General features: G+C 74.0%; 25 protein-coding genes and 1 riboswitch. Of the genes, 16 read left to right on the plus strand and 9 right to left on the minus strand.

The window, feature by feature from the left end:
- Positions 1-435 precede the first annotated feature (435 nt).
- The 3 genes from V2S66_RS33115 (at position 436) to V2S66_RS33125 (ending at position 2,518) form a co-directional block, all read left to right on the plus strand.
- Positions 436-951 carry a cupin domain-containing protein gene (locus V2S66_RS33115; RefSeq protein ID WP_330800589.1) on the plus strand — a complete coding sequence of 172 codons (516 nt, stop codon included), beginning with the start codon at positions 436-438 and terminating at the stop codon, positions 949-951.
- Positions 951-1,406, plus strand: coding sequence for a rhodanese-like domain-containing protein (locus V2S66_RS33120; RefSeq protein WP_413966539.1), 456 nt, complete (start codon positions 951-953; stop codon positions 1,404-1,406). The genes V2S66_RS33115 and V2S66_RS33120 overlap by 1 nt, the downstream gene beginning before the upstream one ends.
- 128 nt (positions 1,407-1,534) lie before the next feature.
- The gene (locus tag V2S66_RS33125) at positions 1,535-2,518 is read left to right on the plus strand and encodes a hypothetical protein (protein ID WP_330800593.1); all 984 of its coding nucleotides are present in this window, start codon (positions 1,535-1,537) and stop codon (positions 2,516-2,518) included.
- 15 nt (positions 2,519-2,533) lie between these two features.
- On the opposite strand, the gene V2S66_RS33130 is transcribed toward V2S66_RS33125, so the two are convergent.
- Complete coding sequence (locus V2S66_RS33130) at positions 2,534-3,676, minus strand: NADH-quinone oxidoreductase subunit D (protein WP_330800594.1); 1,143 nt, start codon at positions 3,674-3,676, stop codon at positions 2,534-2,536.
- Between the two features lie 102 nt (positions 3,677-3,778).
- Here V2S66_RS33130 and V2S66_RS33135 point away from each other — a divergent pair, with 102 nt between their 5' ends.
- Positions 3,779-4,765, plus strand: coding sequence for an NAD-dependent epimerase/dehydratase family protein (locus V2S66_RS33135; RefSeq protein WP_330800596.1), 987 nt, complete (start codon positions 3,779-3,781; stop codon positions 4,763-4,765).
- 457 nt (positions 4,766-5,222) lie between these two features.
- Here the strand turns inward: V2S66_RS33135 and V2S66_RS33140 are convergent, their stop codons facing one another.
- Positions 5,223-6,170, minus strand: a complete 948-nt coding sequence (locus V2S66_RS33140; RefSeq protein ID WP_330800671.1) for an SAM-dependent methyltransferase — start codon at positions 6,168-6,170, stop codon at positions 5,223-5,225.
- Positions 6,171-6,348: 178 nt separating this feature from the next.
- Here V2S66_RS33140 and V2S66_RS33145 point away from each other — a divergent pair, with 178 nt between their 5' ends.
- Positions 6,349-7,341, plus strand: a complete 993-nt coding sequence (locus V2S66_RS33145) for a carbohydrate-binding protein (protein ID WP_330800598.1) — start codon at positions 6,349-6,351, stop codon at positions 7,339-7,341.
- 21 nt (positions 7,342-7,362) lie between these two features.
- On the opposite strand, the gene V2S66_RS33150 is transcribed toward V2S66_RS33145, so the two are convergent.
- The 3 genes from V2S66_RS33150 to V2S66_RS33160 form a co-directional block, all read right to left on the minus strand.
- A complete protein-coding gene (locus V2S66_RS33150) occupies positions 7,363-8,301 on the minus strand; it encodes a 1-phosphofructokinase family hexose kinase (protein ID WP_330800600.1) in 939 nt (312 codons plus the stop codon).
- A gap of 136 nt (positions 8,302-8,437) precedes the next feature.
- The gene (nagA, locus tag V2S66_RS33155) at positions 8,438-9,598 is read right to left on the minus strand and encodes an N-acetylglucosamine-6-phosphate deacetylase (protein WP_330800601.1); all 1,161 of its coding nucleotides are present in this window, start codon (positions 9,596-9,598) and stop codon (positions 8,438-8,440) included.
- Positions 9,598-10,530 carry an ROK family protein gene (locus V2S66_RS33160; protein ID WP_330800603.1) on the minus strand — a complete coding sequence of 311 codons (933 nt, stop codon included), beginning with the start codon at positions 10,528-10,530 and terminating at the stop codon, positions 9,598-9,600. The genes nagA and V2S66_RS33160 overlap by 1 nt, the downstream gene beginning before the upstream one ends.
- Before the next feature lie 255 nt (positions 10,531-10,785).
- On the opposite strand from V2S66_RS33160, the gene V2S66_RS33165 reads away from it, so the two are divergent.
- From V2S66_RS33165 to V2S66_RS33195, 7 genes are all read left to right on the plus strand, one after another.
- Positions 10,786-12,009, plus strand: coding sequence for an extracellular solute-binding protein (locus V2S66_RS33165; RefSeq protein ID WP_330800605.1), 1,224 nt, complete (start codon positions 10,786-10,788; stop codon positions 12,007-12,009).
- A gap of 46 nt (positions 12,010-12,055) precedes the next feature.
- Positions 12,056-12,307 (plus strand): DUF3263 domain-containing protein, encoded by a 252-nt coding sequence (locus V2S66_RS33170; RefSeq protein ID WP_330800606.1) that lies wholly within the window; start codon positions 12,056-12,058, stop codon positions 12,305-12,307.
- A 181-nt stretch (positions 12,308-12,488) separates the two neighbouring features.
- Positions 12,489-13,337, plus strand: a complete 849-nt coding sequence (gene otsB / locus V2S66_RS33175; protein WP_330800607.1) for a trehalose-phosphatase — start codon at positions 12,489-12,491, stop codon at positions 13,335-13,337.
- Positions 13,338-13,563: 226 nt separating this feature from the next.
- Positions 13,564-13,731 (plus strand): hypothetical protein, encoded by a 168-nt coding sequence (locus V2S66_RS33180; RefSeq protein WP_330800609.1) that lies wholly within the window; start codon positions 13,564-13,566, stop codon positions 13,729-13,731.
- 71 nt (positions 13,732-13,802) lie between these two features.
- Complete coding sequence (locus tag V2S66_RS33185) at positions 13,803-14,342, plus strand: ArsR/SmtB family transcription factor (protein WP_330800611.1); 540 nt, start codon at positions 13,803-13,805, stop codon at positions 14,340-14,342.
- A 20-nt stretch (positions 14,343-14,362) separates the two neighbouring features.
- A complete protein-coding gene (locus V2S66_RS33190) occupies positions 14,363-15,637 on the plus strand; it encodes an MFS transporter (RefSeq protein WP_413966541.1) in 1,275 nt (424 codons plus the stop codon).
- A gap of 64 nt (positions 15,638-15,701) precedes the next feature.
- Positions 15,702-15,968 carry a glutaredoxin domain-containing protein gene (locus V2S66_RS33195; RefSeq protein WP_330800615.1) on the plus strand — a complete coding sequence of 89 codons (267 nt, stop codon included), beginning with the start codon at positions 15,702-15,704 and terminating at the stop codon, positions 15,966-15,968.
- A 6-nt stretch (positions 15,969-15,974) separates the two neighbouring features.
- On the opposite strand, the gene V2S66_RS33200 is transcribed toward V2S66_RS33195, so the two are convergent.
- Both V2S66_RS33200 and V2S66_RS33205 read right to left on the minus strand, forming a co-directional pair.
- On the minus strand, positions 15,975-16,223 hold the full coding sequence (locus V2S66_RS33200) for a DUF397 domain-containing protein (RefSeq protein WP_330800618.1): 249 nt from the start codon (positions 16,221-16,223) through the stop codon (positions 15,975-15,977).
- Positions 16,220-17,032 carry a helix-turn-helix domain-containing protein gene (locus V2S66_RS33205; protein ID WP_330800620.1) on the minus strand — a complete coding sequence of 271 codons (813 nt, stop codon included), beginning with the start codon at positions 17,030-17,032 and terminating at the stop codon, positions 16,220-16,222. The genes V2S66_RS33200 and V2S66_RS33205 overlap by 4 nt, the downstream gene beginning before the upstream one ends.
- Before the next feature lie 124 nt (positions 17,033-17,156).
- Here V2S66_RS33205 and V2S66_RS33210 point away from each other — a divergent pair, with 124 nt between their 5' ends.
- Both V2S66_RS33210 and V2S66_RS33215 read left to right on the plus strand, forming a co-directional pair.
- Complete coding sequence (locus tag V2S66_RS33210; RefSeq protein ID WP_330800622.1) at positions 17,157-17,549, plus strand: ATP-binding protein; 393 nt, start codon at positions 17,157-17,159, stop codon at positions 17,547-17,549.
- Entirely contained in the window at positions 17,546-17,956 is a 411-nt protein-coding gene (locus V2S66_RS33215) for a hypothetical protein (protein WP_330800624.1), read from the plus strand. Before V2S66_RS33210 ends, V2S66_RS33215 begins: the two co-directional genes overlap by 4 nt.
- A 7-nt stretch (positions 17,957-17,963) precedes the next feature.
- Here the strand turns inward: V2S66_RS33215 and V2S66_RS33220 are convergent, their stop codons facing one another.
- On the minus strand, positions 17,964-19,388 hold the full coding sequence (locus V2S66_RS33220; protein ID WP_330800626.1) for an alpha,alpha-trehalose-phosphate synthase (UDP-forming): 1,425 nt from the start codon (positions 19,386-19,388) through the stop codon (positions 17,964-17,966).
- A 341-nt stretch (positions 19,389-19,729) separates the two neighbouring features.
- On the minus strand, positions 19,730-20,695 hold the full coding sequence (locus V2S66_RS33225; protein ID WP_330800628.1) for a glucosyl-3-phosphoglycerate synthase: 966 nt from the start codon (positions 20,693-20,695) through the stop codon (positions 19,730-19,732).
- A 168-nt stretch (positions 20,696-20,863) separates the two neighbouring features.
- Positions 20,864-20,995, plus strand: a riboswitch (SAM riboswitch).
- 17 nt (positions 20,996-21,012) lie between these two features.
- Between V2S66_RS33225 and thrC the strand changes: the two genes are divergently transcribed.
- Together thrC and V2S66_RS33235 are read left to right on the plus strand one after the other, a co-directional pair.
- The gene (gene thrC / locus V2S66_RS33230) at positions 21,013-22,299 is read left to right on the plus strand and encodes a threonine synthase (RefSeq protein WP_330800630.1); all 1,287 of its coding nucleotides are present in this window, start codon (positions 21,013-21,015) and stop codon (positions 22,297-22,299) included.
- Positions 22,296-22,571, plus strand: coding sequence for a MoaD/ThiS family protein (locus V2S66_RS33235; RefSeq protein ID WP_330800632.1), 276 nt, complete (start codon positions 22,296-22,298; stop codon positions 22,569-22,571). Before thrC ends, V2S66_RS33235 begins: the two co-directional genes overlap by 4 nt.
- Positions 22,572-22,765: the final 194 nt, after the last annotated feature.

Raw genomic sequence — 22,765 nt, forward strand, 5'->3', positions numbered from 1 at the left:
GCTCGCGCCGTTCCCCGCGCCCCTGGCAGGGCGCGGCGCGTTCCGGGCGCGGCCCGGGGTTTTCGGCCGCGGCGAGGGCTGTGCGTCGTCACCGGCCCGGTGGGGCGGTTGCGGTCGCTGCCGGGCCACCGGCCGGTGGGTGGTTGCTCGCGCCGTTCCCCGCGCCCCTGAGGGGGCGTGGCGCCCGGCGCAAGGTGGGCGCCAGCCCGGGGGAGGGGCGTGACGCGCGGGGCGGTCCGGGCGCCAGCCCGGGGGAGTCGGCTTGACCTGGCCGGTGAGGTCATGGTTCAGTCCGGAGCGTGAACGCAGTCACGCTCCGCCTGCACCGGAGGGTCCACCTGGACCTCCTCCGCTACGCGGGCTGCGTGTGTACGGCCGCGCGCTGACGCGCGTCTCAGGCCCACCGTTCACGACGACACCCCAGGGTGGTAACCCTTGTCGACCGTACCCGCCCCCACCACCGCCCCCACCGCTTCCGAACTGCTCGACTTCGCCCGTTCGGTGGCCGCCGACCGATCCCTGGTCGGCGAACTCCCGCTCGACCCGGAAGGCCGCACCTGGGTGCGCCTGGACGGTCCGGGCGGTGCCGAGGCCTGGCTGATCGGCTGGCCGCCCGGCGCCGAGACCGGATGGCACGACCACGGCGGCTCGTACGGCGTCTTCGTGACCGCCGCCGGCGAGCTGACCGAGCAGTCGCTCGCCGTGCCGCTGCCCAGCGAGGGCTGGCGCTCCCTCGAACTCGCCGACGGCCTGGACCGGCAGCGCGTGCTGCCCGAGGGCGCGGGACGCGCCTTCGGCCGCAACCACGTGCACCAGGTCGAGAACCGTTCGCCGACCGGCCACGCGGTCTCCGTGCACGCCTACTACCCGCCGCTGCCGCTGATCCGCCGCTACAGCCGCAAGGGCAGCACCTTCCGTCTCGAAATGGTCGAACGCCCCGAGGAGTGGTGATGGCCGGCACGGACATACCGCCGCAGTCGATCGACGACCACCTGGCCGCGGTCCGCACCCGGCTGACCCGGCTGACGCCCGCCGAGGCGGCCGCGGCCGCCTCGGACGGCGGCACGCTGCTGGTCGACATCCGCTACGCCGCGCTCCGCGACCGCGACGGCACCATCCCCGGCGCGGTGATCGTCGAGCGCAACGAACTGGAGTGGCGGCTCGACCCGCAGGGCAGCCACCGCGTCGCCGAGGCCACCGGCCACGACCTGCGGGTGGTCGTGCTCTGCAACGAGGGCTACGCCTCCTCGCTCGCCGCGCTCTCGCTGCACGCGCTCGGCCTGCACCGGGCCACCGACGTCGACGGCGGGTTCCAGGCGTGGCGCGCCGCCGGCCTTCCGGTCACCCCGCCGGACGGCCGCCCGACGGTACCCGCGCCGCCCGCCGCCGCGGCGCACCTGCGGTGACCGCGCCGCCACGTACCGTGGCGTCCTGAAGGACCTGGGTGCCCCAGCCGGCCGACTGGGGCCAAACCCCCCGAAAATTAAGGCCCCCGCTGCCCCACAACGGGCCCGCGCACGCTAAATTTCTGGCCATGCCCCGTGGACGCCACCGCCATTCGCAGCCCTTGCACCGGATGCTGCCCCCGCTGACCGTGGCGGCATCCGCCGCGGCCCTCGCCGTGGCCGCCCTCTTCGCCGGTGATACGGCGGCGCTGCGCGGGCTGGTCGTCGCCGCCGCGCTCACCGCGGGCGCCGGCGCGGCGCTCGCGCGCCGCTGGGACCGTTCCGCGGGCCGCAGCGTCGCCGAGCTGAACGCCGCCCGGGTGCGCGACGAATGGCACGCCGACGAGCGCATCGCCGAGATCGAGACGGACCTGGAGGAGTCGCGGGAGATCCGCGGCCGGCTGGAGAAGAAGCTCCGCAGCAAGCGCGCGGAACTGGCCAGGCTGCGCACCGAGCACGCCGAGCTGCTGCGGCGCTACGCCACCGCGGAGAGCGAGCGGGCGCGGGCGCTGGAGGCACGCCGCAGGCTGCAGCTCGAAGGCAACGCGGCGCAGGCGCGGCTGGAGATCACCAGCGGCCCGGCGCCGGTCGGCGCCGCCGCCTACCTCAGGGCCGCGCAGGCGCTGCGGGACCTGCCGCGCAACGCGGCCAGGCAGCAGGCGCAGCGCACCGTGGAGGAGGCCAGGCGGCGCGAGGCGGCCGCGGCCGAGGAGCGGCAGGGCAGGCACGCGTCCGGCGCCCCCGCCGCGCTGCCGGTGCGCGAGCCCCGGCTGGTGCCGGCCGTCGCGGCGGCGGTGCTGCCGTACGCGCAGCGCCCCTCGGGGCACCCGGCGGGCCACCGCGCGATCGGCGGCTTCGACTTCTTCGGCACCCAGCGGGCGGCCGGCGACGAGCAGGGCCGCGAGCACGGCCACGAGGGCCAGGGCGGCCACGGGGCGGCCCACGAGGCCGGCCCGGAGGGCGGGCGCCCCGAGAGCCCGGTGCCACTGGCCGCGGACGCGGAGGTCATCGACCTCACCGCGCACGACGAGACCGAGCAGCTCGACGTCACGGAGCTGCGCGCCCAGGCGTGACGCCCGCCGCCGGCCTCACTTGTCGACGTCGCCCACCACGAAGAACATCGACCCCAGGATCGCGACCATGTCCGCGACCAGGGTGCCGGGCAGCAGCACGGTCAGCGCCTGGATGTTGTTGAACGACGCCGAGCGCAGCTTCAGCCGGTACGGGGTCTTCTCGCCCTTGGACACCAGGTAGTAGCCGTTGAGGCCGAGCGGGTTCTCGGTCCAGGCGTAGGTGTGGCCCTCGGGGGCCTTCAGCACCTTCGGCAGCCGCTGGTTGACCGGCCCCGGCGGCAGCTCGGCCAGCCGGTCCAGGCACGCGTCGGCCAGCTCCAGGGAGTTGCGGGTCTGCTCCAGCAGCACCTCGAAGCGGGCCAGGCAGTCGCCCTCGGTGCGGCCGGCCACCCGCAGCGTGCCGGCCAGCTCCCCGTACGCCAGGTACGGCTCGTCCCGGCGCAGGTCGAAGTCGACGCCGGCGGCCCGTGCGATCGGGCCGCTCACCCCGAAGGCGTGCACGTCGGCGCGGGAGAGCACGCCGACGCCGCGGGTGCGGGCGCGGAAGATCTCGTTGCCCAGGACCAGGTCGTCGAAGCGGCCCATCCGGGAGCGCAGCGCCGCCACGCAGGCGCGGGCCCGCCCGGTCCAGCCGTTCGGCAGGTCCTCCTTCAGGCCGCCGACCCGGTTGAACATGTAGTGCATCCGGCCGCCGGAGACCTCCTCCATCACGTGCTGCAGCTCCTCGCGTTCGGTGAACGCGTAGAAGATCGGCGTGATCCCGCCCAGCTCCAGCGGGTACGAGCCGAGGAACATCAGGTGGTTCAGCACCCGGTTCAGCTCGGCCAGCAGGGTCCTGGTCCACACCGCGCGCTCCGGCACCTCCATGCCGAGCATCCGCTCCACCGCCAGCACCACGCCCAGCTCGTTGGAGAACGCCGAGAGCCAGTCGTGCCGGTTGGCGAGCATCACGATCTGCCGGTAGTCGCGCGCCTCGAAGAGCTTCTCCGCGCCGCGGTGCATGTACCCGACGATCGGCTCGGCGCTGCGGATGCGCTCGCCGTCGAGCACCAGGCGCAGGCGCAGGACGCCGTGGGTGGCGGGGTGCTGCGGGCCGATGTTGAGCACCATGTCGGTGCTCTCGGCGGCCCCGCCGACCCCGATCGTGGTCTCCGTCATGGGGTCATCCTCTCAGGCCCGGCCCGGCTGCTACGCCCTGGGCGCAATCGCCCTCGGCGGAACGGGCTTTCGCCGGGGAGCGCGGCCGGGAAGGGTGAGGCCATGGATCTTCTGGTGCTGGGCGGGACGGAATTCGTGGGGCGCGCGGTGGTGAAGGCCGCGCTGGAGCGCGGCTGGAAGGTGACGGTCTTCCACCGCGGCCGGCATGCCGCGCCGGAGGGGGCGCGGGTGCTCACCGGGGACCGCACCGGCGGGGCCGCCGGTCTCACGGCGCTCGACGAGGGCCGCTGGGACGCGGTCGTCGACACGTGGTCCGCGGCGCCCGGCGCGGTGCGCGACACCGCGCGGATGCTGCACGGCAGGACCGGGGCGTACGCGTACGTGTCCAGCCGGTCGGTGTACGGCTACCCGACCCCGGCGCCGCTCGACGAGAGTGCGCCGGTGGTCGGCGCGGACGGGGAGGACTACGCGGCGGTCAAGCGCGGCGGTGAGGTGGCCGCGCAGCGGGTCTACGGGGACCGGGCGCTGCTGGTGCGCGCTGGGCTCATCCTCGGACCGGACGAGAACGTGGGGCGGCTGCCGTGGTGGCTCGGCCGGATCGCGCGTGGCGGTGAGGTGCTCGCGCCGGGGCCGTGGGAGCTGCCGCTCCAGTACATCGACGCGCGGGACCTCGCCGGGTGGACGCTCGACGCGGTCGCCGCGGGGCTTGGCGGGGCCTACAACGTGGTCAGCCCGCCCGGCCACACCACGATGGGTGAGCTGCTGGAGGAGTGCGTGCGGGCCACCGGGTCGGACGCGGTGCTGCGCTGGGCGCCGCCGGAGGTCGTGCTCGGGGCGGGGATCGAGCCGTGGACGCAGTTGCCGGTGTGGATGCCGCCGGGGGAGGACCACGAGACGATGCACGGCGGGGACGTGGGGAAGGCTCTCGGCGCAGGGCTGGTGTGCCGGCCGGTGCGGGACACCGTCGCGGACACCTGGAGCTGGCTCAGCTCCCTCACCTCCCCGCCCCCGCACCGCCCCGACCGCCCCCCGGTCGGCCTCCCCCCGGAGCTCGAACGCGAGGCCCTCGCGGCGCTCGGCGCGGCCTGACCCGGGGGCGGGGGTCGTCCTCGGGGGGCGGGAGGAAGCGCCGGGCTCGCCCCCGTTCCTCCAGCGCCGCCGGGACCAGCCCGGGTTTTGAGGGGCGCGGGGAACGGCGCGGCCAGCCGTCGGCGGGCTGGACGTGGTCACCGGCCCGAGGGGGCTGGGCCTGTCGTGGCCCGGCCGGGCCGGCCGGTGGCGCTGGGGTCCGGGCGGAGCCCGGGTTTTGAGGGGCGCGGGGAACGGCGCGGCCAGCCGTCGGCGGGCTGGACGTGGTCATCGGCCCCAGGGGGCTGGGCCTGTCGTGGCCCGGCCGCACCGGCCGGTGGCGCTGGGGTCCGGGCGGAGCCCGGGTTTTGAGGGGCGCGGGGAACGGCGCGGCCAGCCGCCGGCGGGCTGGACGTGGTCACCGGCCCGAGGGGGCTGGGCCTGTCGTGGCCCGGCCGGGCCACCGGTAAGGGGTGGGTCAGGGGCCCGGGGGGAGGAGGGCGGCGCAGGTGGGGGTGACCGGCGTGGCGAGCCACGCGAAGTCGCCGAGGCCGCCGCGGGCGGTCAGCTCGGCGGCGGCGGAGGCGGCGGCGAGGCCGCGGACGTAGCCGGCGGGGTCGGTGGACGCGAGGGCGAGCGGGGGGCGCGCGCCGTTGACGCCGAGGGCGTGGAGCGCCGCACGCTGGGTGCGGACCGTGCCCGGGAGGGCGTCCACCGCGACGTGGGCGGTGAGATCGCAGCCTCCGTCCGGCACGGGCGCGACCTGCCGCCCGCCCCGATACCCGGTGAGCGTCCCCTCCGGCGGCCGCGCCGCCCCCGTGTGGGCGTAGTCCACGGCGACGGCCACCCCCGCGTCGAGCGCGGCGACGGCCTGCGCCCAGGCCAGGTCACGGCTCGCCCCGATCTCCGCGCGGGCGTCAGGCCCGCTCAGCGGCCACCACCGCGCGACCCACGCCGCGTCCTGCTCGCTGAGCGGCGCCCCGAGCCGCTCAGCGCCGGTGGCGGCGTGGACCTCGACGTAGTGGAGCCGCCCGGCGGGGGACAGCGCGGCGACGTCCAGCGGCACGTTGTCGAGCCATTCGTTGGCGAAGAGCAGGCCGCGCAGCCCCCGGGGCAGCCGCGCGGTCCAGCGCACGCGGGGGTCGAGGCCGGGCGGGCGCGGCGCGCGCTCGACGGCGTGCACCCGTACCCGGGCGCCGGCCTCGGCCGGCAGCGCGGCGAGCACGGCGGCGGCCAGCTCCCCGCCGCCGGCCCCCATGTCGGTGAAGTCGAGCACGTCCGGTCGGCCCAGCGCGGCGTCGACCCGCAGCAGGAGGCCGGCGACGGCCTTGGCGTAGAGCGGCGACGCGTGCACCGAGGTGCGGAAGTGCCGGGCCGGCCGTTCCCGTACGAAGAAGCCGTCGGGGCCGTACAGCGCCCGCTGCATCGCCTGACGCCAGGGCGACCACTGTTCGTCCACGGCGCCAACCGTACGTGACATCCGGGGTGGAACCGGTCACAGCGGAACCGCGCTGACCTGCCGGAGCGTCCACAGTCCGTACGGTGGGACTCCCGGGCCGGGTAGGGTCGCGGGAGGCATGGCAGTACGAGGGAGTGGACAGCGGATGACGGCCGGACACGACGGCACCCCGGAGAACGACGACCCGTTCGCGTATCTCTACCGGTCCGAGGGCGGCGAGCAGCCGGACCCGGCCGGCGGGCAGCCGACCGCGCCGTACCAGCAGCCGTACGGCCAGCCCCGCACCTCGTACCACCAGGTGCAGCGGGTCGGCGAGCGCCGCAGCCCGCAGGGCGGGTACGGCTACCCCCCGCAGCAACAGCAGCAGCCCCCGCAGCAGGGCTACGACCAGCGCCAGCAGCAGTACGGCGGCGGCGCCACCCAGCAGTACCCGCAGCAGCCGCAGGGCTACGACACGCCGCCGCCGGCCGGCGGCGGCGGAGGGCGGCGCGGCGGCGGCCAGCAGCCCGACACGCCCAACCGCAAGGGCCTGCTGATCGCCGCGGTCGCGGTGGTCGCGGCGGTCGCCGTCGGCATCGCCTTCGCGATGACGAACGGCTCGGGCGACAAGAACGACAAGGCGGGCGGCAGCACTCCCACGAGCGCCCCGGCCACCCAGACCACGCCGAGCGACAGCCCGACGCCGTCCGCGACGCCCTCGGACTTCGACTCGGGGCCGGTCGACGCGTCGACGCTGACCCTGGCGGGCGGCGCGGCGAAGAGCAACCAGTGGACCGGCGCGGACGCGGCGGGCGGCACCTACGTCGACCACATGGGCTCGCCCGGCGCCTCGGCGCTGTGGACGGTCACCGTGCCGTCCGACGACGACTACACGTTCTTCATCAGCTACGGCAACGCCGGCCAGGACGCCAACCTCGCGCTGACGATCAACGGCAAGCCGCGCACCGACCAGGTCAACCTGAAGAACTACGGCCAGCCGCCGTACACCGACTGGGCGAAGGCGTGGGACAACCACACCTACGCGTGGGTGACGCTGAAGAAGGGCGCGAACACCATCGCGCTGACCTGCCTGCCCGGCTCGAACTGCGGTGTCAACCTCGACCAGGTGTGGCTGAAGCAGGGCCAGGTCACGAAGTAGCCCCGCCGGGCGCCGGGGCGGCTACGGGGCCGCCGCGGTCACCTGCACGCGCGGCAGCAGCTTCTCGTACGTCTCGCGGTCGTACTCGCCGGCCGCCGGCGCCACCACGGTCGCCGCGGACAGCGCCACCGCGCGGGCCAGCCGCTCCGGCCAGGGCAGGCCCTCGGCGAGCCCTGAGAGCAGTCCGGCGACCGCCGAGTCCCCCGCGCCGGTCGGGTTGCCCGACAGGCTGCCCGGCGGCGCGGCCTGCCAGCCGCCGGTCTCGTCGAGCGCCAGGATGCCCTGCGCGCCGAGCGAGGCGGCCACCGCGCGAGCCCCGCGCCGCCGCGCGTCCCTTGCCGCCCGTGCGGGGTCGGAGAAGCCGGTGAGCCAGGTCAGTTCCTCGGCGTTCGGCTTGATCAGGTCGGGGCGGGCGGCCAGGCCGCGGCGCAGCGGCTCGCCGCTGGTGTCCAGCAGTACGTACACGCCGGCGGTGCGCGCCTCGCGCACCAGCTCCGCGTAGGCGCCGACCGGCAGGCCCGGCGGCAGGCTGCCGCACAGCGCCACCCCCCGGGCGTCCCCGGAGGTCAGCAGCCCGCGGTAGACGTCGAGGAAGGACGCCCACTCGGCGGGCCCGACGGTCGGGCCCGGCTCGTTGAACATCGTGGTGTCGCCGCCGGCGATGTCCACCACGCCGACGGTGCGGCGGGTGGCGCCGGCGATGGGCACCAGCGCGTCGGTCAGCAGGTCGGCGCGGGGCACCGCGGCCAGCAGGCGGCGCAGCTCCCCGCCCGCCGGGCCGCCGGCGAAGCCGGTGACGGCGGTGCGGTGGCCGAGCGCCGCCAGGACGCGGGCGACGTTGAGTCCCTTGCCGCCGGGACGCTCGATGGTGTCGACGACCCGGTGGGTGGCGTGCGGGCGCAGCGAGGGGACCCGGTAGGTCACATCGAGCGCGGCGTTCAGCGTGACGGTGATGATCACCTGTCGATGATGGCAAAACAAAGGCGGTCGGCCCAGAGCGGACCGACCACCTTTTACCCGCCTGTTGAACGAACCGGGGCGATCTCGCCCGATACGCGTGCGGGGCGCCGCGGTGCCGGCGGCGCCTGACCCGCGGTCAGGAGGGCCTGACGACCCATTCGCCCCTGCGCATCACGCCGACCAGGTCCCAGGACTCGTCGAGCACCACCAGGTCCGCGTCCTTGCCGGGCTCCAGCGAGCCGATCCGGTCGTCCAGGCCGAGCAGCCGGGCCGGGTTGGCGGAGATCGCCGCGACGGTGTCGGCGAGCGACAGCCGGTCCAGGGTGACGGCCCGCTTGAACGCCGTGTCCAGGGTGAGCGTCGAGCCCGCGATGGAGCCGCCCTCGACGAGCCGGGCCACGCCGTCGCGCACCTCGACCCGCATCGGCCCGAGGTCGTACATCCCGTCCCCGAAGCCGGCCGCGTCCATCGCGTCGGTGATGAAGGCGACGCGGCCGGCGCCCGCGCTGCCGAAGGCGAGTTCGAGCACCGCGGGGTGCAGGTGGGTGCCGTCGTTGATCAGCTCGACGGTGACCCGCTCGTCCTCCAGCAGGGCCGCGATCGGGCCCGGCTCGCGGTGCTGCAGCGGCGGCATCGCGTTGAACAGGTGGGTGGCGACGGTCGCGCCGGCGTCGATCGCCTCAAGGGTCTGCTCGTAGCTGGCGTCGGTGTGGCCGATCGCGGCGATCACGCCGAGGTCGGCGAGCATCCGCACCGACTCGATGCCGCCGGGCAGTTCGGCGGCGAGGGTGACCATCTTGGCGGCGCCGCGGCCCGCCTCGACGAGCTTGCGCACGTCGGACGGGTCGGGGTGGCGCAGCAGGCCCTCGTCGTGGGCGCCCTTGCGGCACGGCGAGATGAACGGGCCCTCGAAGTGGATGCCGGCCAGGTCGCCCTGCTCGACGAGTTCGGAGAGCAGGCCGGCGCGGCCGGCGAGGTAGTCGAGGGTGTGGGTGACGGTGGAGGCGACCACCGTGGTGGTGCCGTGCTCGCGGTGGGTGCGCACGCCGGTGAGGATGTCCTCGGCGGTGCCGGAGGTGAAGGACGCGCCGCCGCCGCCGTGGTTGTGGATGTCCACGAAGCCGGGCACGATCGTGTACCCCTGGCCCGCGAGGTCGTGCGTGACCTGCTCGGTCTGCTCGTTCGCCGCGATCCGGGAGCCCTCGACCGTGATCCGGCCGCCCTCCACCACGCCTGACGGCAGCACCACCCGGGCGCCCGTGAGCACGGTGCGCTGTGTTGTCGTTACGGGGGCCATCACGCGGTTACCTCCACGGAGATCAGATCCCAGGCGAGCAGGCCGGCGCCCAGGCATCCAGCGGTGTCCCCGAGCGCGGCGGGGACGATGAGGGGGAGCTTCTGGAAGGTGATGCGGGCCTCGACGGCGGCGCGCAGCGGGCCGAAGAGGGTGTCGCCGGCCTCGGCGAGGCCGCCCCCGATGATCAGTACCCGGGGGTCGAGCAGGGTGAGTCCGGTGACCAGGCCGTCGGCCAGCGCGTCGATCGCCTCGCGCCAGACCTCGACGGCCCGCGCGTCGCCCTGCTCGACGGCCAGCGCGCAGGCGGCGGCGTCGGCCCGCGGGTCGCCGCTGGCGGCGGCCCAGGTGCGGGAGACCGCGCCGGCCGAGGCGTATGCCTCCAGGCAGCCGTGCTGTCCGCAGCCGCACTCGCGGCCGCCGGGGCGGACCACGATGTGGCCGATCTCGCCCGCGTAGCCGTGGGCGCCCGCCTCGATGCGTCCCTCGATGCCGATGGCGCCGGCGATGCCGGTGCCCAGCGGCAGGAACAGGAAGCGGTCGGCGCCGTTGCCTGCGCCGATCCGGCCTTCGGCGAGGCCCCCGGTGCGCACGTCGTGCCCCAGCGCCACCGGGACCCCGTCGAGCCGCTCGGAGAGCAGCGCGCGCAGCGGGACGTCCTTCCAGCCCAGGTTGGCGGCGTAGGCGGCGATGCCGTTCGCGGAGTCGACGATGCCGGGCACCGCGACGCCGGCCGCGGCGGCGGGTTCGCCGTGCTCCCGCAGGCCGTGGTCGCGCAGGTCGGCGGCGAAGTCGAGGATCGCGGCCACCACGGCGTCGGGACCGCGCTCGCGGCCGGTCGGGCGGCGCGCCTGGTGCAGCAGCGTGCCGTCGGACGCGACGAGGGCTGCCTTCATCCCGGTGCCGCCCACATCGAGGGCGATGACATGTCTCACGGGAACAGTGTCGCGTCTGACCATGGTAAAGGTCTAGTCCACTCGGCCGGGAAAGATCGAACGCCCCCCGATGCCGAACGGATATCACTCATGGTGTAGACCTTGGCTAAAGGTGTGCGGAAGACTCGTGGCTTTCCGGGCGGACGATGCGAGAGCACGGCGCCGGCACACAGCAGTACGCAAAGGGCGGTAGGAACGGTGCAGCGGCGACGACTTCTCTCATTGGCAGCGGCCGGCGTCACGTCGGTCCTGGCAGTGACCACCCTCAGCGCCTGCGGCGGCAGCAACCCGCTCAGCAAGGACGTCACGCTGCACATGGTGGCCGCCGACTACGGCGACCCCAAGACCGGCAACAGCTCCCAGACGTACTGGGACGACCTGGTCGCCGCCTTCGAGCAGCAGAACCCGCACATCAAGGTCGACGTGCAGGTCGTCAACTGGGTCGACGTCGACAACGACGTCACCAAGATGGTCAAGCAGGGCAAGGCCCCCGACATCGCGCAGATCGGCTCCTACGCCGCCTACGCCGCCGCGGACCAGCTCTACAGCGCCGACGACCTCTTCACGGTCAGCGAGCAGGCCGACTTCATCCCCTCGATGGTCGCCGCCGGCTCGGTGGACCGCACCCAGTTCGGCATCCCGTGGGTGTCCAGCTCCCGGATGTTCTTCTACAACAAGAAGCTCTTCGGCGACGCCGGCATCACCAAGGCCCCCGAGACGTGGACCGAACTGGCCCACGACGCCAAGCTGCTGAAGCAGGACGGCGTCAAGGTCCCCTACGGGCTGCCGCTGGGCACCGAGGAGGCGCAGGCCGAGAGCCTGATGTGGATGCTGGGCAACTCCGGCGGCTTCACCGACACGGTCGGCAACTACACCTTCGACGCCGGGCCGAACGTCGACGCCTTCAGCTGGCTGAAGGACAACCTGGTGGACAAGGGCCTGGTCGGCCCGGCCGACCCGGCCAAGACCAACCGCCAGGACACCTTCGACGCCTTCCTGGCCGGCAGGGCCGGCATGATCAACGGCCACCCGACGCTGCTCGCGCAGGCCAAGGCCAAGCACATCGACGTCGGCGTGGCGCCGCTGCCCGGCCGGCTCGGCGAGAGCACCGACACCCTCGGCGTCGCCGACTGGATGATGGCCTTCAAGCAGAACGGCAACAAGGAAGCGGACGGCAAGTTCCTGCAGTACGTGTACCAGGAGAAGAACACCGTCAAGTTCCTCAACGAGTACGGGCTGCTGCCGGTGACCACCACCGCCTCCCAGGCGATGCGCAAGGACCCGAAGGACAAGGACCTCGTCCAGTTCCTCGACCTGCTGCCCGACGCGGTCTTCTACCCGGTCGACAAGACCTCCTGGGGCCCGGTCAGCGGCAAGGTGAAGGCGGACATCGGCAAGGCCGTGCACGACGACCCCAAGACCGTGCTCTCCGACCTCCAGGTCTACGCCGAGGCCCAGGACAACGCGCAGCAGAAGTAGGGCGGACGTAGCCTGGTGCGGTGGCCTGGGCGGGGGAGGTGCGGGCGTGAGCGAACCGGAGACGGCCGGCGAGGGAGAGCTGTCCGCACGGGATCGGGCGGTGCTGGAGATCGCCGCCCGCACCTGGACCGGACCCGGGCCGCGCGAGCGGGCCGTCCGCGAGCGCCTCGGCATCTCGCCCACCGCCTACTTCCAGCAGCTCAACGCCCTGCTGGACGACCCACGGGCGCTGCGCCACGACCCGGTCACCGTCAACCGGCTGCGAGCCGCCCGCGCCCAGCACCGCGCGTCCCGCTGATTTCTCCGCCGGGCTCTCGCCTCCGGGCCCTTGAGCCCGGTGTCGACGCCCGACATGCTCAGCCGTTCGTTCCTCACTCCCTGCGCGTGTCTCCCTTTCGACACCGGCGGGCCCTTCGGCGCGATCCCTACCGGGGTGAACGCCCGGTGTGGGGGGTGCCGGGACGGGTAGGGTCGGGGGCATGGCCTCCGCCGACATCCTGACGCCCCATACGCCCGAGGGGAAGGAAGCGCTCGCGGCCCTGGTCGCGCACCCTGAGCGCGCGGTCGTCGCCCTCGACTTCGACGGCACCCTCGCCCCCATCGTCCCCGACCCCGAACGCGCCCGCGCCCACCCCGGCGCGGTCCCGGCGCTGGCGCGGCTCGCGCCGCGGCTGGCCGCGCTCGCGGTCGTCACCGGCCGGCCCGCGGGCGTGGCCGTCCGCTACGGCGGCTTCGCCGGGGTCCGCGGCCTGGAACACCTCGTGGTCCTCGGCCACTACGGCGCCGAGCGCTGGGACGCCCGCAGCGGCGAGGTCCGCACCCCCGGCGCGCACCCCGGGGTGACCGCGGTGCGCGCCGAACTGCCCGGCTTCCTGGACCGGATCGGCTCCTGGTCCGGCACCTGGATCGAGGACAAGGGCGGCCGCGCGGTCGCCGTGCACACCCGCCGCACCGAGGACCCCGACGCGGCGTTCGAGGCGCTGCGCGGGCCGCTGCGCGAACTCGCCGACCGGCACGGCCTGATGGTCGAACCGGGCCGCTACGTGCTGGAGCTGCGGCCGGCCGGCATGGACAAGGGCGTCGCCCTCGCCTCGTACCTGCGGGAGGTCGACGCGGGCGCGGTCCTCTACTGCGGCGACGACCTCGGCGACATCGCGGCCTTCGACGCGGTCGTGGAGCTGCGCGAACAGGGCCTGCCCGGCCTGCTGGTGGCGAGCGCGGGCACCACGGAGTCCCCGAAGGAGCTGACCTCCCGGGCCGATCTGACGGTGCCGGGCCCCGAGGGCGTCGTCGCGGTCCTCAACGCGCTGGCGGACGCCCTGGAGTGACCAGACCGGCGGCCGGCGGACGGGCCGGGGAAGACGGGCAGCGCACCATCGCCCGCTCCCGCTCCCGGGGAGGACCCGCCGTGCCCCCAGCCCGTTCGCCGTCGCCCTCACCGACGACGCGGCGACGCCGCAGGCGTACGCCGGTGAGCGGTACACCCTGCCGGCCGGCTGGCCGAGCCCGGTGGACGGCACGTCAGCCTCCACGTGCGGCCGCTCACCCGCGCCGGTGATCGGCACCGGCACGCCCTCGCCGACCGGGACGGGCAGCCTCGCGCACACCCTGTCGTCGTCCCGGGCGGGCCTCTTCGCCGGCATCGCCGCGCTCTTCAACGCCGCCGGCGCGGCCCTGATCGCGGCCGCCGCGCGCCGCCGGGGCCGCAGCTCGCACCGGTGACGGAGAGCGGAATCCGGAGGTCCGCACGAAACCCCTTGCGCAATGGTCAAGAATCGTTGACCATTGGCCGCATGCCTACCGACGATCTTCCCGAGACGTTTCACGTCACGACGGACGAGCAGTTGCGCGCCGTCTCCAACCTCACCCGGCACCGGATCATGGCCGTCCTCCGCTTCGAGCCGGCCACGATCACCCAGATCGCCGAGCGGGTGGGCCTCGCGAAGGGGAGTTCCAGCTACCACGTGCGGCTGCTGGAGCGGGCCGGCCTGGTGAAGGTGGTGCGGACGCGGAAGGTCCGGGGCGTCACCGAGCGGTACTACGCCATGGCCGCCCGGTCGATCGCGCTGCCCGACCCGGGCGAGGGCGGGCCGGACGTGCTGATGCGCCATGCGGTCGCCGACCTGGAGGCGTCGTCGGCGGACGCCGAGCGGCATGTGCGGATGGCGCATCTGCGGCTCACCGACGAGCAGTTCGCGGAGCTGGGGGCGCGACTGGAGGAACTCGCGGACGAGTACCGGAAGCTGTCCGATCCGTCGCTGCCGGACACGTCACTCGTCTTCGCGCTGTTCCACCCGGCGCCGCGCCGCCAGGTCGAAGGAGGCACCAAGTGACCTCGGACATCACGAAGAAGCTGCCGGCCGGGTTCGGACGGCTGTGGACCGCGCAGACGGTGTCCTCGCTCGGCGACGGGGTGACCCAGGCCGCGCTGCCGCTGATCGCGTTGACGCTGACCCGCGATCCGATGGCGCTCGCCGTCGTCACCGCCGCGGGGACGCTGCCGTGGCTGCTCTTCGGGGTGCTCGGCGGCGCGCTGGTGGACCGCTGGGACCGCCGCCGCACGATGTGGGTCGCGGACGCGGCGCGTGCCGTGCTGCTCGCGATACCGGCGGCGGCAGCCGCACTCGACGTGCTGAGCGTCCCGCTGCTCGCGGCCGTCGCCTTCCTGCTCGGCGTCGGCGGGCTCTTCTTCGACACCGCGGCCACCGCCTTCCTGCCGGACCTGCTCCACCGCGACCCCGCGCTCCTGGAGCGCGCCAACTCCCGCCTGCGCGGCGCCCAGACCGCCGCGTCCGGCTTCGTGGGGCCACCCGCGGGCAGTGCGCTGCTCGCGCTCGGACGGGCGGTTCCGCTGCTCGCCGACGCGGTGTCGTTCGCGCTCTCCGCCCTGCTCGTGCGGACGCTGCCCGCCATGCCCCGCCCCGCGCCCGAGGCCCACGACTCGCTGCTGCGGCAGGCGCGCGCCGGAGCCTCCTACGTCTTCCGGGACCGCGTGCTGCTCGGGCTCGCGCTCCGCCCGGCGGTCGGGAACATCGCCTTCCTCGCCGTGGAGACCGTCCTCGCCCTCTTCGCGCACGACCGCCTCGGCATCGACACCTACGGCTTCGGCCTGCTCCTCACGGCGGAGGCCACCGGCGGTCTGCTCGGCGCGGGCATCGCCTCCCCCCTCGGCCGGCGACTCGGCACCGGCACCGCGCTGACCTGCACGGCCGCCCTCGAAGGGCTCGCCGTCCTGGGCCTCGCCGCGGCCCCGAACCCGTACCTGGCCGGGCTGGCGCTCGCCGTCTGCGGGGCCGGCATGGGCGCCACGATGGTGCTCGCGCCCTCCCTCCGGCAGGCGATCGTCCCGGCCCACCTCATGGGCCGGGTCGCCTCCACCTCCCGCATGCTGGGCATGTGCGCCGCCCCCGTCGGGGCCTTCCTCGGCGGCTGGCTCGCCACCGCCTACGACATCCGCACCCCGCTCTACGCGGCCGGCGGCCTCCTCCTGGCGATGACGGCCGTCACGGCGTCCATGACCAGCAACCGCCGTGTCGAGGCGGCGCTGCGTGCCGCCGCCCCGGCCGGCGCTCCGGACCAGCCGGAGTCCGAGGACGCCGCTCAGGAGCCCGCACTCGACCTGGTGTGACCCCACCGGACCACCCGTAGGGTGGGACGGGAGGCGGGACGCCGACCGAGGCGAGGGAGCGGCCATGGCGGAGAAGGACGACGGCGTCGTCATGTACTGGCGGCCCGGCTGCCCGTACTGCATGAACCTGCGGCTCGGCCTGCTGTTCAGCAGGCTGCGCTACACCAGGCGCAACATCTGGCGGGACCAGGACGCTGCGGCCTTCGTCCGCTCGGTGGCCGACGGGAACGAGACGGTGCCGACGGTGTCCGTCGCCGGCCACGCCCTGGTCAACCCGTCACGACGCCAACTGCTCGACGCGGTACGCGAACGCGCGCCGCACCTGCTGTAAGCCCCGTCAGACCGCCGCGTCGGCGGCATACGCCAGGAACGCGGTCCACGCGTCGGCGGCGAAGCGGAGGGCCGGGCCCTCGGGGTCCTTGGAGTCCCGTACGTGCACGGTGTCGGGGCACGCCGCGACCTCGACGCACTCGCCGCCACCGCTCCCGCTGTAGCTGGACTTCCGCCAGTCCAGGGCAACTTCGACGCAGTCCCCGCCGTTGGTGCCGCTGTAGCTGCTCTTGAACCAGATGAGTTCGGCGCTCATAGCTCTCCCGCAATCTTTGCGATCAACTGCGCGGACTCCCTCGCGCTGAGAGCCTGCGCTCGGATCATCGCATATTGCTGATGGAGTGAACTGACCTCGTCTCGCTCGTCGACGAGGAAGCTACGAGCCTGGACTTCCAAGTATGCGAGCTGCTTGCGTTCTGTCGTCTCCAGCAGCGTCATGGGGCCGTTGAAGCCCGGGTGAGCCTCATCTGTCAGGGGAACGACCTGGATTGCGATGTTGCGCAGCTGGCCCACCTCCAGCAGCCGGTTGAGTTGCGCTCGCTGCACGTCTTTACCGCCAACCGGTCGGCTGAGCACCGACTCCTCAACTAGGAAGCCGAGTTGAGCGAGAGGAGCGCGAGTGTGCAGTGCCTGGCGCGCCAGGCGAGCCTGCACGCGACGCTCAACGTCATCGGGCTCCAGCATTGCGGCGCTGTCGCTCAACAGAGTTCTCGCGTACTGCTCGGTCTGCAGAAGGCCGTTGATCACAAAGTTGTCGTACTTGTAGAGCGTGACCGCGGACCTCTCAAGGTCCGCGTACGGCTCGAACCACGAGGGGAACTCGCCGCGCTCCAGGTGGGCGGCGGCCCGCGTCATCACCTCGCCGCCGCCGATCAGCGGCTCGGCGCGGGTGACGAAATCCGGTGGCGGCATGCGTTCGCCGCGCTCCACCTTGATGATCAGCGACTGGGAGTAGCCCACGGCGTCCGCGAGGTCCTTCGTCGTGACGCCGCGTGCCTCGCGCAAGGCGCGGACCACCGCGCCGAACATCCGCATGCTGGCCGAGCCTTCGTTCTTCGCGGACACAGGCGCCCCTCCCCGAGACACACGGAAACACACGGCGTGCACAAGCCCTTGACGCGGCGGCCCACCTGATGGGGGGTCATGTCATCCCTGGTCACGGTAATCACACGACGGGACCGTGGGGAGCATGACCTTGAAATCTCCACCCGGGACGATCGTGCAGCGGTTGTCCGCCGACCCGGCGAACCTCACCGGCGTGCGCCGGAGCGTGCGGGAGCAGTTACGCGCCTGGGGTCGCGCCGACCTCGCGGAGGCGGCCGCACTGTGCGTGACCGAGATCCTGACCAACGTGCACCGGCACGCGGGCTCGCCCGAATGCGAGCTGACGCTCGACCGGCTGCCGGGCGGAATCGTCCGCGTGGCGGTCGGCGACCGCTCGCCCGTGCTGCCGGTGAAGGCACCCGCGCCGGACTGGACCGCCGAGCGCGGGCGCGGCCTGCATCTGATCGCGGCCACCGCGTACCGGTGGGGTGCGACGCCGACCGCGAGCGGCAAGCAGGTGTGGGTGGAGCTGCGATGACGAGCGTGCCGGTGATCGACGCGACGGCCGCGTGGTCGTGGCTCGACCGGACCGGGTTCGGGCCGGTGGCCTTCCTGCTGCTGGTGCACCCGGACCCGGCGGCCGGTGAACTCCTCGCCCGCGCGCTGCGGTTGGCGCCGCCGTCACGGCGGCTGCCGGACATCGGCGAGCGGGTGACCGCGGCCGGCCCGGAGCACGCGGTGGTCCGGCTGGACGGCTGCGAGCACCTGATGCGGGTGGCGGTGGGGGAGCGGTGGGCGGCGTTCGTCCGGGCGGGCGGGCCGACCGCCGTCCTGGTCGGGCTGGCCCCGCTCGCCCGCGTGGCCCCGGCGGAGGCCGTCGAGCCCTACCTCGCGCGTACGGCCATGGCGGGACGGCTCCGGCTCGGACTGAGCGGGAGGCGCTGAGGGCGGGCTAGCCGCCCAGCGCGTCGAGCTGGTCCAGGAACCACTTCGACGGCGGCAGCGCGGTGGCGGCGTCGGCGAGGCGCTTGGTCCGGTCGGCGCGTTCGGCCTCCGGCATGGTCAGCGCGGCGTTGAGCGCCTCCGCGGTGGCCCGGATGTCGTACGGGTTGACGGTGAGCGCGTCGGCCGCCATCTCCTCATACGCGCCGGCCTCCCGGCTCAGCACCAGGGCGACGCCGTTGTCGGAGACGACCGGGACCTCCTTGGCGACGAGGTTCATGCCGTCGCGGATCGGGTTGACCAGGGCCACGTCGGCCAGCCGGTAGGCGGCCAGCGAGCGGGCGAAGTCGTCGTCCATCCTGAGCAGCACCGGCTGCCAGTCGGCGGTGCCGAACTCGTCGTTGATCTCCTCGGCGAGCCTGGCCACCTCGGCGGTGTAGTCCCGGTACAGGGCCAGGTCCTGGCGCGAGGGGTAGGCGAAGGCGACGTGCACGACGCGCTCGCGCCAGCCCGGGTGCACGCGCAGCAGCCGGCGGTAGGCGTGCAGGCCGCGCACGATGTTCTTCGACAGCTCGGTCCTGTCCACCCGGACGATCAGCCGCCGGCCGGGGCCGGTCTCGGCGCGCAGCGCGGTGATCCGCTCCGCCACGTCGTCGCGGTGCGCGCGCTCGCGCAGGAAGTCCGCGTCCGCGCCGAGGCCGTGCACGCCCAGCCGGGTGGTGCGGCCCTGGTACGTCACGGCCTGCCCGTCCTCGGACAGCGTCGCGCCCAGCACGTCCACGCAGCACGCGGCGAAGGCGTCCGCCCAGCGCCGGGTCAGGAAGGCGGCGCGGTCCGCGCCGAGGACGCCGGTCAGCACGCGCCGCGCCACGTCGTCCGGGAGCAGCCGGAAGTAGTCCGGCGGGGCCCACGGGGTGTGCGAGAAGTGGCCGATCCGCAGGTCGGGGCGGAGTTCGCGGAGCAGCGCGGGGACGAGCGTCAGGTGGTAGTCCTGCACCAGCACGGCGGCGCCCTCGGCCGCGTCGTCCGCGAGGGCCTGGGCGAAGGCCGCGTTGTACTCCTCGTACGCGGCCCACTCGGACTCGAACGACTCGTCGAAGACGGGTTCCAGCGGGGTCTGGTACAGCATGTGGTGCACGAACCACAGCGTGGAGTTGGCGATGCCGTTGTAGGCCGCGGCGAAGACCTCGGGCGGCACGGCGATCATGTGCGAGCCGGGCTCGCCGACGCCCTGCCGCACGGCCTCCCGGTCGCCCTCGGAGAGCGCGGCGCACACCCACAGGGCGTCCGCGTCCGGGCCGATCGCGCTCAGGCCCGAGACGAGGCCGCCGCCGCCTCTTCTGCTGGTCAGCCCTCCGTCTGCGGTCTTCGTGTACGAAACCGGGCCGCGGTTCGAGGCCACCAGAATCCGGGCGGCGCGTTGCGATGCCTCCATGCCGTGTGCCTAGCCCTTCGGGCCCCCCCTCAAACCTCCCGCCCCCTCACGCCGAGCCGCGCCCCCTCCCCGGCCCGCGCCGGGCCCGCGCCCCCTCCCCGGCCCGCGCCCGGACCGCGCCGGGCCCGCGCCCCGTCTCCGGGCTGCGCCCGGATCGCGGTGGGGGTTGCGCCGCACCAGGGGCGCGGGGAACTGCGCGGGCAAGCGGCCGCCGGTCGGTGGTCCGGTCGGCGACGGGAGTTGCCCCCTCGGGCCGGTGGCGAGGTGCAGCCGTCGTGGTGGCTGGTCGCGCAGTTCCCCGCGCCCCTGAAAGGCCCCGGGCTGAAAGCCCAGCGCAGCGGTCAGGCCGCGGGGCGGGAGCGGTATTCCGGGACGTCGCGCATCGGAGGGCGCTCGTCCGTGTCGACGGGGTGGGTGGTGGGGACGAACTCCGACCCGGCCCGGTCGAACTGGGTGAGGCGCGGCCGCACCAGATGCCCCCGCGCCAGCCTGAGCTGCGCCGTGCGGTAGATGGCGGCGGCCATCCGCCCCAGCGCCTGCCCGTCCTGGTGCCGGTGGTGCCGCACGCCGACGTCCACCTGGGCGAGCGCCTCCAGGCCGACCAGGCCCAGCGCGTCGACGAGCATGCCCAGCTCGACCCCGTACCCGACCGGGAACGGCAGCCGCTCCAGCAGCGAGCGGCGCGCCGCGTACTCCCCGCCGAGCGGCTGCACGAACCCCGCGAGCCGCGGCCAGTGCAGGTTCAGCAGCGGCCGCGCCACCAGCTCGGTGACCCGGCCGCCGCCGGCCGGCACCACGTCCGCGCCGGTCTCCAGCGGCCGGTCGTACATCGCCTTGACCAGCTGCACCGACGGCTCGGTGAGCAGCGGCCCGACGATGCCGGAGACGAACCGCGAGTCGAACTCGCGCAGGTCCGCGTCGACGAAGCAGACGATCTCCCCCCGGGTGACGAGCAGCGAGCGCCACAGCACCTCGCCCTTGCCGGGCGCGGCGGGCAGCCGCGGCAGGATGTCGTCGCGGCGCACCACCGTGGCGCCCGCGGCGGCGGCCGCCGCGGCCGTGCCGTCGCGGGACCCGGAGTCGACCACGACCAGCTCGTCGACCAGCGGCATCTCGGCGCTCATCAGGTCGCGGCGGATGGTCGCCGCGATCGCCCCGACGGTGGCCTCCTCGTCGAGCGCGGGCAGCACCACGCTGACCGTGCCGCGCTCGCCCGCGGCACGCTTCGCGGCCAGCAGCAGGTCGAGCGGACGGTCCGCGGCCGACCACGACCTGCGCTCCAGCCAGCGCTCCACCTCATCGAGCACGTGTCGTTCTTCTCCCTGGTCGATGCGGCGTTTCGGGCGCCCGGTGGGGCGCCCGGAGGCCGTCTCGCGGTACGGACCGCATCCTCGGCCGTCCGGCTTGTCGGTTACAGTCTTGAACAACGCGTACGGCGACCGCATGCCGGGGGTCGTATGCCGACAACTGCATACCGCTCATCCAGAGGGGCAGAGGGAACGGCCCGTTGAAGCCCCGGCAACCCTCCCGCCGACCGCGAGGTCACACGGTGGGGAAGGTGCCAATTCCGTCTCGCGACGCGACCTGCGGCGTGAGGAAGATGAGGAGAAAGGGCCTCGCCATCATGGCTGCGCAAACCGTCGATCACGCCGCTGTCGCCTCCGCGGCGTTCGGACCCGCCGCGGCGCTCTCCTGCCGCGAGTGCGGCACCCGCTTCCCGCTCAGTGCGATCTTCGCCTGCCAGGAGTGTTTCGGCCCCCTTGAGGTGGCCTACGACCTGCCGCTCGGCGACCCGGAGGGCCTGCGCGAGCGGATCGAGGCCGGCCCGGCGAACATCTGGCGGTACGCCCCGCTGCTCCCGGTCCCCGCGAACGTCGCCGACCAGCCGAACCTGAACCCGGGCTGGACCAAGCTCGTCAAGGCCGACAACCTCGCCCGCGAGCTGGGCATCACCGGCGGCCTGTACGTCAAGGACGACTCCGGCAACCCGACGCACTCCTTCAAGGACCGCGTCGTGGCCATCGCGCTGGAGGCCGCCCGCACCTTCGGCCTGACCACGCTGTCCTGCTCCTCCACCGGCAACCTGGCCGGCGCGGTGGGCGCGGCCGCGGCCCGCGCGGGCTTCCGGTCCTGCGTGTTCATCCCGCACGACCTGGAGGCCGGCAAGGTCGTCATGGCCGCGGTGTACGGCGGCGAGCTGGTCGGCATCGAGGGCAACTACGACGCGGTGAACCGCTTCTGCTCCGAGCTGATCGGCGACCCGATCGGCGAGGGCTGGGGCTTCGTCAACGTCAACCTGCGCCCGTACTACGGCGAGGGCTCCAAGACGCTGGCCTACGAGATCGCCGAGCAGCTCGGCTGGCGGCTGCCGGACAACCTGGTGATCCCGATCGCCTCCGGGTCCCAGCTCACCAAGATCGACAAGGGGCTGCAGGAGCTGATCAAGCTCGGCCTGGTCGAGGAGAAGCCCTACCGCATCTACGGCGCCCAGGCGGAGGGCTGCTCGCCGGTCTCCGCGGCGTTCAAGGCCGGTCACGACGTGGTCCGCCCGGTGAAGCCCGACACCATCGCCAAGTCGCTGGCGATCGGCAACCCGGCGGACGGCCCGTACGTCCTGGACATCGCGCGGCGCACCGGCGGAGCGGTCGAGGACGTCGACGACGAGCAGATCGTGGACGCGATCAAGCTGCTGGCCCGCACCGAGGGCATCTTCGCGGAGACCGCGGGCGGGGTGACCGTCGGCGTGCTGAAGAAGCTCATCGAGTCCGGGCAGCTCGACCCGGCCGCCGAGACCGTCGTGCTCAACACCGGCGACGGCCTGAAGACCCTGGACGCGGTGGCTCCCACCACCGGGCCGACCGCCACCATCCGCCCCACCCTTGACGCGTTCCGAGAGGCAGGCCTCGCATGAGTGCTTCCGTACGTATTCCCACGATCCTGCGCACCTACACCGGCGGCCTGGCCGAGGTGCCGGCCGACGGCGGCACCCTGGCCGAGGTGATCGCGTCGCTGGAGAAGAATCACGCGGGCATTTCGGCGCGCGTTCTGGACGATTCCGGAAAGCTCCGGCGTTTCGTGAACGTTTATGTCAACGACGACGACGTCCGCTTTTCCGAGGGACTCGCCACCGCGGTGCCCGACGGCGCCAGCGTCTCGATCATTCCGGCGGTCGCGGGCGGCTGATCGCCGCTGACCCGGTCGGTGCCCCGTCCACCCCGAGGGTGGGCGGGGCACCCCCATGATCGGGTTTGGTTGAAACCTTGTACAGTTGCCCGAGGCAGGTCGGTCGCCGCCGCGGGAGGTTCGGCAGGTGCGACGATTTATCGCCAAATTCACGAACGTTATTTCCCTTTCATCCCTTATGTCCGGCCCGAGAT

This window comes from Actinacidiphila polyblastidii (genome assembly GCF_036353415.1).
Lineage (GTDB): Bacteria > Actinomycetota > Actinomycetes > Streptomycetales > Streptomycetaceae > Actinacidiphila > Actinacidiphila polyblastidii.

Excerpts from the sequence above, each read along its gene's own strand:
- V2S66_RS33120 (WP_413966539.1), top strand. The coding sequence starts at position 951 with ATGGCCGGCACGGACATACCGCCGCAGTCGATCGACGACCACCTGGCC.
- V2S66_RS33125 (WP_330800593.1), top strand. The coding sequence starts at position 1,535 with ATGCCCCGTGGACGCCACCGCCATTCGCAGCCCTTGCACCGGATGCTG.
- V2S66_RS33130 (WP_330800594.1), bottom strand. The coding sequence starts at position 3,676 with ATGACGGAGACCACGATCGGGGTCGGCGGGGCCGCCGAGAGCACCGAC.
- V2S66_RS33135 (WP_330800596.1), top strand. The coding sequence starts at position 3,779 with ATGGATCTTCTGGTGCTGGGCGGGACGGAATTCGTGGGGCGCGCGGTG.
- V2S66_RS33140 (WP_330800671.1), bottom strand. The coding sequence starts at position 6,170 with ATGCAGCGGGCGCTGTACGGCCCCGACGGCTTCTTCGTACGGGAACGG.
- V2S66_RS33145 (WP_330800598.1), top strand. The coding sequence starts at position 6,349 with ATGACGGCCGGACACGACGGCACCCCGGAGAACGACGACCCGTTCGCG.
- nagA (WP_330800601.1), bottom strand. The coding sequence starts at position 9,598 with ATGGCCCCCGTAACGACAACACAGCGCACCGTGCTCACGGGCGCCCGG.
- otsB (WP_330800607.1), top strand. The coding sequence starts at position 12,489 with ATGGCCTCCGCCGACATCCTGACGCCCCATACGCCCGAGGGGAAGGAA.
- V2S66_RS33185 (WP_330800611.1), top strand. The coding sequence starts at position 13,803 with ATGCCTACCGACGATCTTCCCGAGACGTTTCACGTCACGACGGACGAG.
- V2S66_RS33195 (WP_330800615.1), top strand. The coding sequence starts at position 15,702 with ATGGCGGAGAAGGACGACGGCGTCGTCATGTACTGGCGGCCCGGCTGC.
- V2S66_RS33200 (WP_330800618.1), bottom strand. The coding sequence starts at position 16,223 with ATGAGCGCCGAACTCATCTGGTTCAAGAGCAGCTACAGCGGCACCAAC.
- V2S66_RS33210 (WP_330800622.1), top strand. The coding sequence starts at position 17,157 with ATGACCTTGAAATCTCCACCCGGGACGATCGTGCAGCGGTTGTCCGCC.
- V2S66_RS33215 (WP_330800624.1), top strand. The coding sequence starts at position 17,546 with ATGACGAGCGTGCCGGTGATCGACGCGACGGCCGCGTGGTCGTGGCTC.
- V2S66_RS33220 (WP_330800626.1), bottom strand. The coding sequence starts at position 19,388 with ATGGAGGCATCGCAACGCGCCGCCCGGATTCTGGTGGCCTCGAACCGC.
- thrC (WP_330800630.1), top strand. The coding sequence starts at position 21,013 with ATGGCTGCGCAAACCGTCGATCACGCCGCTGTCGCCTCCGCGGCGTTC.
- V2S66_RS33235 (WP_330800632.1), top strand. The coding sequence starts at position 22,296 with ATGAGTGCTTCCGTACGTATTCCCACGATCCTGCGCACCTACACCGGC.